Source organism: Pseudofrankia coriaricola, assembly GCF_032027725.1.
In the GTDB taxonomy this organism is placed as follows: domain Bacteria; phylum Actinomycetota; class Actinomycetes; order Frankiales; family Frankiaceae; genus Pseudofrankia.
In genome coordinates this window covers 187,754-201,667 of sequence record NZ_JASNFO010000003.1, presented here as the reverse complement: position 1 = coordinate 201,667, position 13,914 = coordinate 187,754, and the positions used below count along the sequence as shown (strand labels likewise).

Annotated in this window: 10 protein-coding genes; 5 read left to right on the top strand and 5 right to left on the bottom strand. The window is 73.6% G+C overall.

Translation table 11 applies throughout. From position 1 onward, the window contains the following. Positions 1 to 37 precede the first annotated feature (37 nt). Both shc and ispH read left to right on the top strand, forming a co-directional pair. On the top strand, positions 38 to 2,194 hold the full coding sequence (gene shc, locus QOZ89_RS04665) for a squalene--hopene cyclase (protein WP_198543011.1): 2,157 nt from the start codon (positions 38 to 40) through the stop codon (positions 2,192 to 2,194). Next, complete coding sequence (gene ispH, locus QOZ89_RS04660) at positions 2,191 to 3,951, top strand: 4-hydroxy-3-methylbut-2-enyl diphosphate reductase (protein WP_083417981.1); 1,761 nt, start codon at positions 2,191 to 2,193, stop codon at positions 3,949 to 3,951. Before shc ends, ispH begins: the two co-directional genes overlap by 4 nt. A gap of 125 nt (positions 3,952 to 4,076) precedes the next feature. Here the strand turns inward: ispH and QOZ89_RS04655 are convergent, their stop codons facing one another. Continuing rightward, positions 4,077 to 6,635, bottom strand: coding sequence for a protein kinase domain-containing protein (locus QOZ89_RS04655; protein ID WP_312623048.1), 2,559 nt, complete (start codon positions 6,633 to 6,635; stop codon positions 4,077 to 4,079). 91 nt (positions 6,636 to 6,726) lie between these two features. Further along, positions 6,727 to 7,272, bottom strand: coding sequence for a winged helix-turn-helix transcriptional regulator (locus QOZ89_RS04650; protein ID WP_083417980.1), 546 nt, complete (start codon positions 7,270 to 7,272; stop codon positions 6,727 to 6,729). Between the two features lie 583 nt (positions 7,273 to 7,855). On the opposite strand from QOZ89_RS04650, the gene hpnH reads away from it, so the two are divergent. Next, positions 7,856 to 8,857 (top strand): adenosyl-hopene transferase HpnH, encoded by a 1,002-nt coding sequence (hpnH, locus tag QOZ89_RS04645; RefSeq protein ID WP_071046232.1) that lies wholly within the window; start codon positions 7,856 to 7,858, stop codon positions 8,855 to 8,857. A gap of 148 nt (positions 8,858 to 9,005) precedes the next feature. Here hpnH and QOZ89_RS04640 read toward each other — a convergent pair whose 3' ends face one another. The 3 genes from QOZ89_RS04640 to QOZ89_RS04630 are packed head-to-tail and all read right to left on the bottom strand — an operon-like array spanning position 9,006 to position 11,463. After that, on the bottom strand, positions 9,006 to 9,707 hold the full coding sequence (locus tag QOZ89_RS04640) for a TetR/AcrR family transcriptional regulator (RefSeq protein WP_071046231.1): 702 nt from the start codon (positions 9,705 to 9,707) through the stop codon (positions 9,006 to 9,008). Between the two features lie 32 nt (positions 9,708 to 9,739). Then, the gene (locus QOZ89_RS04635) at positions 9,740 to 9,901 is read right to left on the bottom strand and encodes a hypothetical protein (protein ID WP_312623047.1); all 162 of its coding nucleotides are present in this window, start codon (positions 9,899 to 9,901) and stop codon (positions 9,740 to 9,742) included. Then, a complete protein-coding gene (locus QOZ89_RS04630; protein WP_071046230.1) occupies positions 9,898 to 11,463 on the bottom strand; it encodes an MFS transporter in 1,566 nt (521 codons plus the stop codon). The genes QOZ89_RS04635 and QOZ89_RS04630 overlap by 4 nt, the downstream gene beginning before the upstream one ends. Before the next feature lie 593 nt (positions 11,464 to 12,056). Between QOZ89_RS04630 and ureG the strand changes: the two genes are divergently transcribed. After that, a complete protein-coding gene (gene ureG / locus QOZ89_RS04625) occupies positions 12,057 to 12,878 on the top strand; it encodes an urease accessory protein UreG (protein WP_397428685.1) in 822 nt (273 codons plus the stop codon). Beyond that, positions 12,875 to 13,855 carry an urease accessory protein UreD gene (locus QOZ89_RS04620; RefSeq protein ID WP_071046228.1) on the top strand — a complete coding sequence of 327 codons (981 nt, stop codon included), beginning with the start codon at positions 12,875 to 12,877 and terminating at the stop codon, positions 13,853 to 13,855. Before ureG ends, QOZ89_RS04620 begins: the two co-directional genes overlap by 4 nt. Positions 13,856 to 13,914 lie beyond the last annotated feature (59 nt).

Here is a 13,914-nt window from a genome sequence, read left to right as displayed (position 1 = left end):
CATGGCTCCCCCATCCGGACCCGGAGGAGATTCGGCTATGAGCCTGACCTCGGACCCGTCCCCGGCGACGCCGACGACGCAGCCGACGTCCGCGCGGCCGGGATTCCTCCCGGATCGGCGAAGCCGATCCGGGAGGTCCGCCGTCGCCGGGCCTCTGCTGGTGACCACCCGCCCCGGTGCGCGTCTCGGCGGGCCCGCCCCCGACTTCGCGCCGCCGGTGGCCGTACCGGCCGCGAGTGACGTGATCACGCCCGCGCTGGCCGCGATGCTGGCTCCGTCCGCGGCCGGGGTGGCCGAGCATGCCGCCGTCGCGACGGCGCGGGCCCGGGACTATCTCCTCTCCCTGCAGTCCGACGAGGGCTGGTGGAAGGGCGAGCTCGAGACCAACGTCACCATGGACGCCGAGGATCTCATGCTCCGCCAGTTCCTCGGCATCCTGACGCCCCAGCTCGCGGCCGAGACGGGCCGGTGGATCCGGTCGCGCCAGCTGCCCGGCGGCGGCTGGGCGACGTTCCACGGCGGCCCCGCCGACCTGTCGACGACGCTGGAGGCCTACGTCGGCCTGCGGCTGGCCGGCGACGCACCGGACGCGCCGCACATGCTCGCCGCCGCGTCGTTCGTGCGAGCGCACGGCGGCCTCGCGGCGACGCGGGTGTTCACCAGGATCTGGATGGCACTGTTCGGTGAGTGGCCCTGGGACGAGGTCCCGGTGCTGCCGCCCGAGATGATGCTGCTGCCGAGCTGGGTCCCGCTCAACGTCTACGACTTCGGCTGCTGGGCCCGTCAGACGGTGGTCGCGCTGACCATCGTCGGGCACTTCCGGCCGGTCCGCTCGCTTGGCTTCACCATCGACGAGCTCAAGGTCGCCGGCTCGCGGCCCGCGCGGGCGCCCATAGTCAGCTGGGAGGGTGCCTTCCAGCGACTGGACGCGGCGCTGCGCCGCTACCAGCGCCACCCGGTCAAGACGCTGCGGAACCTGGCGCTGCGCCGCGCCGCCGAATGGGTCGTCGCCCGGCAGGAGGCCGACGGCGGCTGGGGCGGCATCCAGCCTCCCTGGGTCTACTCCATCATGGCGCTGCACCTGATGGGCTATCCGATGAACCACCCGGTGCTGGTCGCGGCGCTTGAGGGGCTGGAGACGTTCACCACCCGGGAGCAGACCCCCGACGGCGTCGTACGCCGGCTGGAGGCGTGCCAGTCACCGGTGTGGGACACCGCGCTCGCCGTCGTCGCGCTCGCCGACGCGGGCCTCGCCGGGAGCCACCCGGCGATGCGCAAGGCCGGGGAGTGGCTGGTCGGCGAGGAGGTCACCATCCCCGGCGACTGGCGAGTACGCCGGCCGAACCTGGAGCCCGGCGGCTGGGCCTTCGAGTTCGCCAACGACGTCTACCCGGACGTCGACGACACCGCCGAGGTGGTGCTCGCGCTGCGGCGGTTGTTGCACACGGGACTCGACGACGTCGACCCGTCGCTGGCCGCGCACGCGCGCGGCGCGGTCGAGCGGGCGGTCAACTGGTCGGTCGGGATGCGTTCGTCGAACGGGGCCTGGGGGGCCTTCGACGCGGACAACGTCCAGCGGCTGGCGACCAAGATCCCGTTCTGTGACTTCGGTGAGGTGATCGACCCGCCGAGTGCGGATGTCACCGCGCACATGGTCGAGATGCTCGCCGACCTGGGCAGGGCCGACCACCCGGTCACCCAGCGGGCGGTGCGCTGGCTGCTGGACAACCAGGAGCCGGGCGGCTCGTGGTTCGGGCGCTGGGGCGTCAACCACATCTACGGCACCGGCGCGGCCGTACCCGCGCTGGTCACCGCCGGGGTGGCGGCCGACCATCCGGCGATCCGGGCGGCGGTGCGCTGGCTCGTCGCCCACCAACGGCCCGACGGCGGCTGGGGCGAGGACCTGCGCTCCTACCGGGACGAGGCGTGGGTGGGCCGCGGCGAGCCGACCCCCTCGCAGACCGCGTGGGCGCTGCTCGCGCTGCTCGCCGCCGACCCGACCAACGAGGCGGTCGACCGGGGCGTGCGTTGGTTGTGCGCGACCCAGCGGCCCGATGGCGGCTGGGACGAGCCGTACTACACCGGTACGGGCTTCCCCTGGGACTTCTCCATCAACTACCACTTGTACCGGCTGGTGTTCCCATTGGCGGCTCTCGGCCGGTACGTGACCCTCACCGGGCGGTCCGCGGCATGAGCAGCATCTCAGCATCCGAGAACACCGGCGATCGCCATTCTGGCGGCGCACGGGCGGCCGGCGGCGAGCCAGCGCCGCCGCCGGCCCGCGGGAGCGCGGAGTCCGCCGCGACACCCGCGCCGGCCGGCCAGACGCCCGCCGCGCGGCCCGGCTCGACGCCCATCCCGCTGATCCCGGCGCAGGCGGTCGGCACCGGCCCGAGCTGGAAGCCCAGCCGCCCGCCGCGCCGCGCCCGGCTCGTGGTCGCCGCGCCGATGCGCGTGGAGGCGATGGCCGCCAGCCGGTCGGGCCTGCCGACGGACACCGTCGTCATCCGCACCGGGATGGGCCCCGAACGCGCCAGCCGCGCCAACCAGGCCGTGCGCGCGGCGAAACCGGACGCGGTCGCCGTGGTGGGTGTGGCCGGCGGGCTCGCGCCCCGGGTCCGGCCCGGGGACGTCATCGTCGCGAGCGAGGTGCGGACCGGCGACGGCACGGTCACCGGCCGCTGCCCGTCCGCGCCGCTGCTGGCCGGCGAGCTGCGTCGCGCCGGGCTCACCGTGCACGTCGGGCCGATCGTGTCGGTGCCACGGCTCGCGGTCGGCACCGCGCGGGCCGAGCTGGCCGCGACCGGCGCGATCGCCGTCGACATGGAGTCGGCCTACCTCTCGCCGAGCGCCGCCGGCCGGCCGTTCGCCGTGATCCGGGTGATCGTCGACACCGCCGCCGAGCCGCTCGGCCGGCTGGACCTCGCCCGCCGCGGTCTCGCCGGGCTGCGTACGCTGCGCCGGCTCGGCGCGCCGCTGGGTGCCTGGGCGGCCGCGGTCGGGCAGCGCCGGGTGCTGCTCGCCGAGCCGCGGGCGTTCTGCGCCGGCGTCGAGCGGGCGATCGAGGTGGTCGAGCGGGCGCTGGAGATCCACGGCGCGCCGGTCTACGTCCGCAAGCAGATCGTGCACAACACCCATGTCGTCAACGACCTGGCCAACCGCGGCGCGGTCTTCGTCGACGAGCTGGACGAGGTGCCGCCCGGGGCGACCGTCGTCTTCTCCGCGCACGGCGTCGCCCCGATGGTGCGCACGCACGCGAACGACCGGCAGCTGTCGGTCATCGACGCGACCTGCCCCCTGGTCGAGAAGGTGCACGCCGAGGCGCGCCGGTTCACCGCGCGCGGCGACACGGTCCTGCTCATCGGCCACTCCGGGCACGAGGAGGTCGACGGCACGCTCGGCGAGGCCCCGGGGCGGATCACGCTGGTCGAGTCGGCCGAGGCCGCCGGTTCGATCGAGGTCGAGGACCCGGAGCGAGTCACCTACCTCATGCAGACGACCCTCGCGGTCGACGAGGCCGAGGAGGTCGTCGACGCGCTGAAGGACCGGTTCCCGGCGATCGTCGGGCCCGGCTCGGCCGACATCTGCTACGCGACGTCCAACCGGCAGAACGCGGTGCGCCGGGTCGCGGCCGAGGCGGACCTGGTGCTCGTCGTCGGGTCGGAGAACAGCGCCAACTCGCGCCGGCTCGCCGAGGTCTCGCGGCGTGACGGCACCGCGTCGCACCTGGTCGAGAGCGTTGACGAGGTCCGGTTGGACTGGCTTGTCGGCGCAGACACGATCGGCATCTCCGCCGGCGCCTCGGCGCCGCCGAACCTGGTCGCGGCGCTGTCCGACGCGCTAGCCGGGCTCGGCGCGACGTCGGTGTCGACGAGGTCGATCGGCACGGAGTCGATCGCGTTCACCCTGCCGAAGGAGGTCCGCCGCCCCCAGGGTGGGGCTGTCACGTGACGGACGCTGCGCGCCCGTCACCCTGCGCGCCCGTCACCGTGCGCCGCCTGTCGCTGAGGTGCGTGCGTGCCTCACCAGAACCGGGGTACCTGACGCTGCGGCGTGACCTTTGGAACCGTGGGATGTCAGCGCAGCAGCGAAGGGTTGTCTCTGTAGATCTCGGTCAGCAGAGACATGTCGAACAGGTCGTCGACGCTGACGCGGTAGCCGGCGCTGAGCAGGGCGCGCACGTTCCTCTCGGCGAGGTCGGGCGTGACGGTCAGCAGGCCGTTACGGCGGGTGTCGTCGCTGACGATCAGTGTGTTCTGTATCTGGTTCATCGCGAGCTGGGTCCGCTCGTCCAGGCTGGTGCCGTACTCCGTCACCGTCAGGCGAGCGCCGGCCTCGGGGCTCCTGACGTTGTCGCGCCAGCCGCGGATCTCCGCGGTGAGCGCCGCCCTGATCGCGGCCCGGTTGTGGGTGACGGCCTCGACCGAGGCGACGTACACCGACGACACGATCGGGTAGCCGTGGTCGGCCAGCAGGAACGTCGCGACCTCGACGCCGGCGAGGCGCAGCCGCAGCGCGATGTCGAAGACATGTGAGAGCAGCCCGTCGATCTTGCCGGCGGCGAGCAGCTCGTCCGGCGAGCCGTCGCTCACCTGGGTGATCGTGTCCACGCTGATGCTGTTGGCGGCGAGGAACGTGTCCCAGATCTGCCCGGCGCCCTTGTCCACCCAGATCCGCTTGCCGACGAGGGCGGCCGGCGAGCTCAGCGGCGTGCCGCCGGGCGACGCGATCACCCACGGATAGCGTTGGTAGAGGGCGCCGACGGCGCGGGCCGGGGTGCCACGGATGATCTCACGGGCGAGTACGTCGACGGCGCTGAAGCCGAGCAGTGCCCTGCCGCTGGTCACCGCCTCCTCGGCGCCGAGCGCGCCTGGGCCGCCGGGCAGGAGCCTGGCGGTCTTGAAGCCGGCGTCGCGGTAATAGCCGCGGGATTCGGCGAAGAAGCAGCCGGCGAACTCCACGTCCGGCGTCCAGGACAGCTGCATCCGCAGCTCCTCGGGGATCGTCCCGTCGCTGAGCGAGGACGCGCCGCCCGTGGCCGGGCCACCGGTACCGGCGACCGGCCTGCCCCGGTGGCGCTGGCGACGGATCGCGAACGCCGTGCCACCGCCGGCGGCGGCCAGCGCCACGCCGCCGGCGACCAGTCCGCGCCGGGTGAGGCCGCGCCGCCTGGTCTGGCGCCGCGAGGCCGCGGACGGGAACGCGGCCTCGGCTCGCTCGGCCGCCCAGCCAGGGGCGGCCGGCGGGTGCCACCGGAATCCGGCGTCCGCCGTTTCGGCGTAGGGGGCGCCTGCCCCGGGCGGCCGGCCTGGCCCGCCGCCGCCCACCGGGACGTTCGCGGCGCCCTGTCCGCTCGGGGCCGCGCGGCCTTGGACGCTCGGATGACCACCGGCGGCGGCGCCGCGATGACCACCGGCGGCGGCGCCGCGCGGCGCGACCGGCGTGCCAGGCACGGGCGTTCCCGGTGGCCCCGGCGAGCGCGGCCTGGAGGTCCCCGGCTCCGCCGGCGTGCTCACGGCCCACGGGCCGCCCGTGCCGCTGCCGGGGGAGATCGGCGGGAGGAATGCCGTCGTCGCCTCCGGCGCGGGGCCCGGCGTCCGGGCGTCGCCGGCGAGGTCGCGCAGCATGCGGGCGGCGGAGCCCGCGGTCAGGCGGGCACGCGGGTCGTGCGTCATCAGGCCGTCGAGTATCGGCCCAAGCGGTCCGGCGTGGACGGGGCGCGGCGGCGGGAACTGGGCGTTGAAGGCGTACCGGACCGCGTCGGTCGGGGTCGGGAACGGGGCCCGGCCCTCGACGGCGGCGTAGAGCGTGGCGCCGAGGGAGAACAGGTCGCTGGCGGGGCCGGCCTTCTCCTTGCGCAGCCGCTCGGGCGCCATGTAGACGGGGGTGCCCGAGATCGAGGTGACCTGGGTCAGCGGCGCCCGGTCGAGGTAGGTGGCGATGCCGAAGTCGGCGAGCTTGACGCGGCCGTCCGCGGTGACGAGCACGTTGGCCGGCTTGACATCGCGGTGCAGGATGTCGTGGCGGTGCCCGTGGTCGAGCGCCTCCACCACGGCCAGCCCGACGCGGGCGGCGACCGACGGGGAGAGCGTCCCGTCCTGGCGGATCACCTGGTCGAGGGAGCGGGACGACGCGAGCAGCTCCATGACGATCCAGGGCGCGTCCGGCTCCTCGACCAGGTCGTGCACGACGACGACGCCGGGGTGGCCGGCGAGCCGCGCGGCCGCGCGCGCCTCCCGGCGGGCCCGCTCGGCGCGGTCGTGCCGGTCCGCCTCGGTCGGGTCGTCGCCGAAGCGGATCTCCTTGAGGGCCCGGTCGACGCCGAGCAGGGTGTCGTTCGCCAGCCAGACGGTGCCCATCCCGCCGCGTCCCAGCGCGTGCAGCAGCAGGTAGCGGCCGGCGATCAGCCGTCCCTCGCCGGTCGCGGCGCTCCGGGCGTCGGAACCCAGCCGCGGACCACCGCGTCGCGCGCCCGGCGGTGCGCTCGCGGCGCCCGGGCTCGGGGCGGATCGCGGGGGCGGGGCGGGCGCGCGCGGCGTCGACGCCTCCCATGGGCCCGTCGCCGGCCCGCCCGGGCCGCCCGGCTCGCCTCGCACGCCAGGCGCGCCTGGCGTCGAGCCAGCGTCACCGGTCATCGCTGTATCACGTCCGTCTCCCGCCCCACGTGCGCGCCGATCCGGCACGTGGCCCGGGATCGATCATCGCATCCCGGCCGCAACCGGAGGTTCAGGAGGTGACGGGCGGCCCGGCCTTCCTGGAAATTTCCCTGGTGTTCTCGATGACATGCCCGGCCTCGCACACGTGCTGGACACGGACTGGAGCGCCGCAGCCGGCGTGCGTGAACGTGGCCGGCGGGCCGTCCTCGCCGGCCAGATGACGGTCGCCCCACTGTCGCAAGGCTGACAGCACCGGGGCGAGCTCCCGGCCGGCGGGGGTGAGCCGGTACTCCCACCTGGTCCGCGAGCCCGCCTCCCGGTAGGTGACGCGTTCCAGCACGCCCGCGCGTACGAGGCCGGCGAGCCGCTCGGTGAGCACGGCGCGCGGCGCGCCCGTCGCGGCCTGGATGGCGTCGAACCGGCGTACCCCGAAGGTCACCTCACGGATGACCAGGAGTGACCACCGTTCGCCCACCACCTCCAGCGCGCGGGCGACGGAACAGACGCGTGGCTGCGTCAGGAGCGATGGCGCCGTCGGGGTCGTCGGAGCCGTCGCGGTCGTCGGCGCGCCCGCCGATCCGCGCTCTGCCTGATCGACCGACGTGTTCCAGGTCATGCAGCACCCCGGATGGGCGGGGTCGCGGGTGCCTCCATGGGTGTTAGTGTAGGTCCCGCTCTCATCTAGGTTCGTAGATCGAACTCAGAAGTGTGCTGGCCGCGCGAGGTCTGGCGATGATGCCCGCGGGTCCCGGCGAGCGCCGCCGGCCGGGAGGTGCCAGAGGCCCGGGCCGGGGGCGCCCACGGGGCCGGGCCGGGGGCCGTGGAGATCGAACGGCGACGGCGGCATCTTCTACAGGTTTGTCGCAGCTTCGGCGGGGGCAAGTAGTCACGTCGAGTGGCGAGATTCCGGGTGGTCGTGCACACTGCGCGTACGTTGCTGTCCGTGAAAGGTGTGCGCCGCATGCTGCTCGCCTCCGGGACACCTCCTCGAAATGGACGCGGACGGTAGCGGAACGCCCCCGGAGTGGCCGCGGTCCGAGGCGTCTCCCTGGGGTTTACCTGATCGACATGCATGCTCGACATACAGCTTGTATGTTGTTGGTGGGGTCGACATACAGCCTGTACGTACCCGCTGTATGGTGATCCCCAGGCGACCCCAGGTCACCACCCGGCGGCCTGACGAGAGGGGGACATCTGCCGTGGCGGTTCAGTGGCGCTACTCGGTCCGTGTCGGGTCCTACCTGGCCAAGCAGAAACTGATGCGGAAGAAGTTCTTCCCGCTCGTCCTGGAGCTGGAGCCGCTCTTCGCCTGCAACCTGTCATGCACGGGCTGCGGCAAGATCCAGCACCCGGCATCCGTGCTCAAGCAGCGGATGGACGTCGAGGACGCGCTGGCGGCGGTCAAGGAATGCGGCGCCCCGGTGGTCGCGATCGCCGGCGGCGAGCCGCTCATGCACCCGCAGATCCACGAGATCGTGAATGCGCTAGTCAAGCGCAAGAAGTTCGTCATCCTGTGCACGAACGGTCTCCTGCTTCAAAAGAAGCTGAAGAACTTCACTCCGTCGCCGTATTTCACCTTCGTGCTCCACATTGACGGCCTGCGTGAGCGGCATGACGCTGTCGTCGAGAAGCCGGGAACGTTCGACGAGTGCGTCGAGGCGTTCAAGGCCGCCAAGGCGGCCGGATTCCGGGTCGGCACGAACTCGACGTTCTTCAACAACGACAGCCCGCAGGACGTCATCGACATCCTGAACTTCCTGAACGACGACCTGAAGGTCGACCAGATCCAGCTCTCGCCCGGGTACGCCTACGAGAAGGCGCCCGACCAGGAGCACTTCCTCGGGGTCCAGGAGACCCGGGAGATGTTCTCGAAGGTGTTCGGCGAGGGCCGGCGCAAGAAGTGGCGGCTGAACCACTCACCGGTCTTCCTCGACTTCCTCGAGGGCAAGCGCGAGCTCGCCTGCACCGCATGGGGCATCCCGAGCTACTCGCTCTTCGGCTGGCAGAAGCCGTGCTACCTGATGAGCGACGGCTACGTGGGCTCGTACAAGGAGCTCGTCGAGACGACCGACTGGGACAAATACGGCCGTGGCAAGGACCCGCGGTGCGCGAACTGCATGGCGCACTGCGGCTATGAGACCTCCGCGGTGCTTGCGACCATGGGCTCGCTGAAGGAGCAGGTCCGCGCGATGCGCATGTGACGTCGCGGCCTGTCCCACCAATGCCTGTCGGGCGTTTCGCGTCCTTCGGCTGATGTGGGCCGGTTCGTGGCGCGCGAAGGCCCGCCCCTTGTCGGGGCGGGCCTTTTCGTGGTTCACCCCTCGACTGGTTCGGGTCGCCAGGGCCAGGTCATTGGGCGGCCGGCGCCGCGTCGTCGGCGGGCTCGCTCGCCGGCCAGGTGCCCATCGTCTCCAACGGCCGTGAGTCGAGGCGGACGAGGCCGGACATGAGACGGTCCAGCGCGACGCCGGTCTCCTGGCGGGCGGCCAGCGGATCAGCGGCCCTGGCGATGTAGAGGCTCGCCTCGGCGAGCAGTGCCGCGACCAGCCTGGTCAGTGGCGCCACCGGGATCGGATCGATTGCCTTCTCCGCGATCGCGCGCTCCAGCCACTGCGACAGCAGCCGGTAGCCGTGCGTCTCGACCAGCGTGTTCCAGGCGTCGTTACCGAGCACAGCCGGGCCGTCCACCAGCACGATCCGCTGGAAGTCGGTGTCGGTCCGGGTGGAGAAGTCCAGCAACGACTGGAAACCAGTGCACAGCTGGGTCCAGGCGTCACTCGGCTCGCGCGCCTCACGGGTCAGCTCGCTCTCGACAAGCGCGTCGGCGACCTCGCTGGCGACCTCCTTCATCACCTCCTGGAACAGGTCCGCCTTGTCCCGGAAGTGGTGATAAAGCGCACCTCTGGTCACTCGCGCGTCGGCGACGATCTCCTCGGTCCCGGTGGCCGCGTAACCCTGTTCGGCGAACCGCCGGCGGGCGGCGGCCACCAGCGCGGCCCTCGTGTGTGCCTTGGTTTCCGCCGTCCTGTCCTCGCGGCGGGGCCTGGTCACCGCTCGATTATGGTGTACGGCGGGCAGTTCCATCACGCCGAACCAAGGGCGCGGCCAGGCATGACACCCGTCCCGGCGACGATGCCCGAGTCGCCCGTGGACACCATCGGCCGGCTGTGCTCGCGTCCCTCGGCTCTGGCCGGCGGCCGGAGTTTCCTCGCCTTGCCCCAGCCTGGTTCCTGGACGAGCTTCATCCGCCCACCGGCGCGCCGGCCGCGCTGGTCTCGCTAGAAGCGGCGATGTCGCTGGAAGCGGCGATGTCGTGGTCGCCTGTCGTGCCCAGCCGGATCCCGGGGATAGCCAGGATGGCCGCGAGCGCGACCAGTGTCAGCGGCAGCCCGAGCAGCCAGGTGTGTCCCAGCGCATTCCCGTAGGCGTGCCGCACGACCGCCGCGACCGGCCCCGACAGTTCCGCGAGCCGCGGCACGCTGTGCGCGTCGGCGGCGGTGCCCGCGGGCAGCCCGGCGGCCGCGAGGCCGGTACCGAGCTGGCGGGCCGCCCGATCGCCGTAGACCGCCCCGAGCGCGGCGACGCTGGCGGTCGAGCCGAGGCTGCGGAAGAAGGCGACGGTGCCGCTCGCGGCCCCGAGATCGCCGCGCGCCGCGGCGTTCTGGACGACGACCAGCAGGTTCTGCGCGGTCATGCCCAGGCCGACGCCGACGACCGCCAGGTAGGCCCCGACCGCGGGCAAAGGCGTGTGCGCCCCGATGGTTGAGAACAGCGCCAGCCCGCCGCACAGGCACACCGCGCCGCCCACAAGGATCCCCTTGAAACGGCCGGTGCGGCTGATGGCGTGGCCGCCTATGTTGCTCGACACCGCGAGGGCGCAGACCATCGGCGCGGTCAGCAGGCCGGACACCGTCGGCGTGCAGCCGCGGCCAAGCTGGAAGTACTGACTGAACAGCAGCGGGACGGTGATCGACACGGCGCCCGTGACGACGGTCGCGACCACCGCGAGCACGATGGTCCGCTCCCGGAACAGATGCGGCGGCACGATCGGCTCCGCGACCCGCGTCTCGACGACGACGGCGAGTCCCAACGCCGCCACGCCGCCGAGGAGCAGCGCGAGCCCCGCGCCGGACACCCAGCCGACCAGGTCGCCCCCCAGCGTCATCCAGAGCAGCAGCAGGCCGACACCGCCGGGGATGAGCGTCGCGCCGAGGTAGTCGATGCGCACGGGCCGGCGCTCGTTCGGTATCCGCAGCGTGCGCCCCAGCATCACGAAGGCCACCGCCGAGAGCGGCACGCACAGGTAGAAGCACCAGCGCCAGCCCAGCCCCGGCGTATCGACGATCAGGCCGCCGACCAGCGGCCCGGACACGTTCGAGATAGCCCATGCGGAGCCCACGTAGCCGTTGTAGCGGGCACGCTCCCTCGGCGGGACCATCGCCGCGAGCGCGACCTGCGTCAGCGCGCTCGTGCCGCCGGCGCCGACACCCTGCACCGCCCGCGCGGCGATCAGCCAGGTGGTCGAATGCGCAAGCCCCGCCAGCGCCGACCCGACCGTGAAGATCGCCAGACCGAGCATGAGCAGCATCTTCTTGTTCAGCAGGTCGGCGAGCTTGCCCCAGACCGGCACCGTCGCCGTCATCAGCAGCAGCGTCGTCGCGACGACCCAGGTGTAGTCGGTCGAGCTGCCGTGCAGGTCGCCCATGATGCGCGGCAGCGCGTTCGCGACCACCGTTCCCGCGATCATGGTGACGAACAGGCCCAGCACGAGCGCCCATACCGCCCGCCTGATCTCTCCCGGCGTCATCGGCCTCTGCGTCGCCTGCCCCGCCAAGGCCACCGATGCCACTGATCCCGGCGATGCTGGCTGCGCCGATGGCGCGGCGGCCGGCCCGGGCATGGCCTCGGTGCCGCCGCCCGCGGTGGCTGGGTGAACGGCGCCATCGGGCGGCGTCTGGCTGGCCGCCGGGCGTTCCGCGGACGTTGTCATGCGGCCCTCCCGGCCGACCTGCCCGACGGCCGACCTCCCGGACCGCCGACCTCCCAGATTGGCTTCGCCAATCCGGCAGGGACCCTGGCGCCGATCCGGCAGGAACCCCGGGCACCGCCGATCTGGAGGAGCCCGCAGCCCCGGCGATCGGCGACGATTGTTTAGTTAATACAAAGTAATCTGCATACGGCCTGTCGCGCGCGGCCTCAGCGTCGCCGTCGGGAGGCCGTCGGGAGGCCGTCGTGAAGGCCAGGCAGGGAGAGTTACGGAAGGGTCATCCGCGCGGCCTAGGCTGGCCACAGCGGCGGACGCCGCGCGATGACCAGGTGGTTGCGCGGCCCGGTGCCGGGCCGGCCCACGGCGCCGCGCGGCGGGCCGCGAGCAGACGAGTTCTCATCCCGGGAGGCGGCGTGCACCTCGACCACGATCACGGCCAGCACGAGCACGGCCAGTCGCCGCTCGGAGGCGCGATCGGCGGCGGGCCCGCGACGACGGTTGGCTGGCAGACCACGGCCCCGATGACGCCCGCGGCTCCGCGTGCCGTGCCGGCCGGGCGGGCGCTGCGGGTCGGCATCGGCGGGCCGGTCGGCAGCGGCAAGACCGCGCTGGTCGCCGCGCTGTGCCGGGCGCTGGCAGGCAAGGTCGACCTCGCCGTCGTGACCAACGACATCTACACGACCGAGGACGCCGACTTCCTGCGTCGCGCCGGCGTGCTCGACCCGGCGAGGATCCGCGCCGTCGAGACCGGCTGCTGCCCCCACACGGCGATCCGCGACGACATCACGGTCAACCTCGACGCGGTGGAGGACCTCGACGCGGCGTTCGGCCCGCTCGACCTGATCCTGGTCGAGTCGGGCGGGGACAACCTGACGGCGACCTTCAGCTACGGCCTCGTCGACAGGCAGATCTTCGTCGTCGACGTCGCCGGCGGCGACAAGGTGCCGCGCAAGGGAGGCCCCGGCGTGACCAGCAGCGACCTGCTCGTCATCAACAAGACGGACCTCGCCCCGCTGGTCGGCGCGGACCTCGCCGTGATGGCGCGCGACGCCGAAGCGGTGCGCCACGGCCGCCCGGTGCTGTTCACCAGTCTCGTCGAGGACCGCGAGGCGACGGCCGTCGCCCGCTGGGTCCTGGCCCAGCTGGTCGAGGCGCGCACCGCCAGCGCCGGCGCGAACGAGGCCAACATGGCCCCGCTCGCGGCCGTCGGCGTCGACCTGCCCGGCACTCGGTGAGCGCCGGCCTCGACCGCGGCGTGGTGCGAGCGCACGAGGTACGCGCTCACGCCGTGCTGCGGGTCGAGGCCGGTCCGGACGGCTCCGCGCGGGTCGTCGAGGCACGCTCGGCCGTCCCGCTCGTGCTGCGGCACACCGACACCGCCACGCCGCGGCGCCCGCCAGGCCAGGAGTCGGCTGCGCCGGTGGAGCGCGGGGTCAGGGACGTTCTGGAGCTGACGCCGCCGGCGTTGCCGACGGTGACCGTGCACCTGGTCGGGGCCGCCGCCGGCCCGCTCGCGGGTGACCACCTGCGGCTCGATGTCAGCGTCGGCGCTGGCGTGCGGCTGGTGCTGCGGTCGGTGGCCGCCACGCTGGCGATGCCGGGCCACGGCCCGGGCCCGTCCGTGATGGAGATCCACGCGGACGTCGCGGCGGGCGGGGCGCTCGACCTGCTGCCGGAGCCCACGGTCGCGGTGCGCGGCTGCCGGCACCGGATGGTCGGACGGGCCGTGGTGGCGGCCGGGGGCTGGCTGCGCTGGCGCGAGGAAGTCCTGCTCGGCCGGTTCGGCGAGCCGTCCGGCCACCTCGAGACGGACCTGCGCGTCGACATCCGCACCCCGGCGGGGGACCGAGCCCTGCTGCGCCAGCAGCTGCCGCTCGGCCCGGACGTCCCCGGCCTGACCGGCGCGGCCCTGATCGGCGCGGCCCGCGCCGTCGGCTCCCTCCTGGTCGCCGCGCCCGCGGCCGTCACCCCGCCGCGAGCCACCAGCCTGGGAGGACGGCCGGAAGGCGGCCGGGACGGCGACGGCGGCGGGCGAACCGGGGGCCTCGGCCCGGCCGGGCTCGGAGTGCCCGCCTCTGTTACCCCGCCGGTCGTTCCGGGCGCCGCCGGCCTCCCGGGCGGTTCCGCGGTTCTGCCGCTGGCCGGTCCCGGCGTGCTCGTCACCGCCCTGGCGGCCGACGCGGTCACCCTGCGCCGCCACCTCGGCCCCTGACGGCCCGGCCGGGCCCGTCTCGGCCTTGGTCCGCTCGACGGGGCCCGCGGAGAATGACG

Coding starts and splice junctions, on each gene's coding strand:
- QOZ89_RS04630 (WP_071046230.1), bottom strand. CDS start 11,463: ATGACGCCGGGAGAGATCAGGCGGGCGGTATGGGCGCTCGTGCTGGGC.
- QOZ89_RS04655 (WP_312623048.1), bottom strand. CDS start 6,635: ATGACCGGTGACGCTGGCTCGACGCCAGGCGCGCCTGGCGTGCGAGGC.
- QOZ89_RS04650 (WP_083417980.1), bottom strand. CDS start 7,272: ATGACCTGGAACACGTCGGTCGATCAGGCAGAGCGCGGATCGGCGGGC.
- QOZ89_RS04635 (WP_312623047.1), bottom strand. CDS start 9,901: ATGAAGCTCGTCCAGGAACCAGGCTGGGGCAAGGCGAGGAAACTCCGG.
- ispH (WP_083417981.1), top strand. CDS start 2,191: ATGAGCAGCATCTCAGCATCCGAGAACACCGGCGATCGCCATTCTGGC.
- shc (WP_198543011.1), top strand. CDS start 38: ATGAGCCTGACCTCGGACCCGTCCCCGGCGACGCCGACGACGCAGCCG.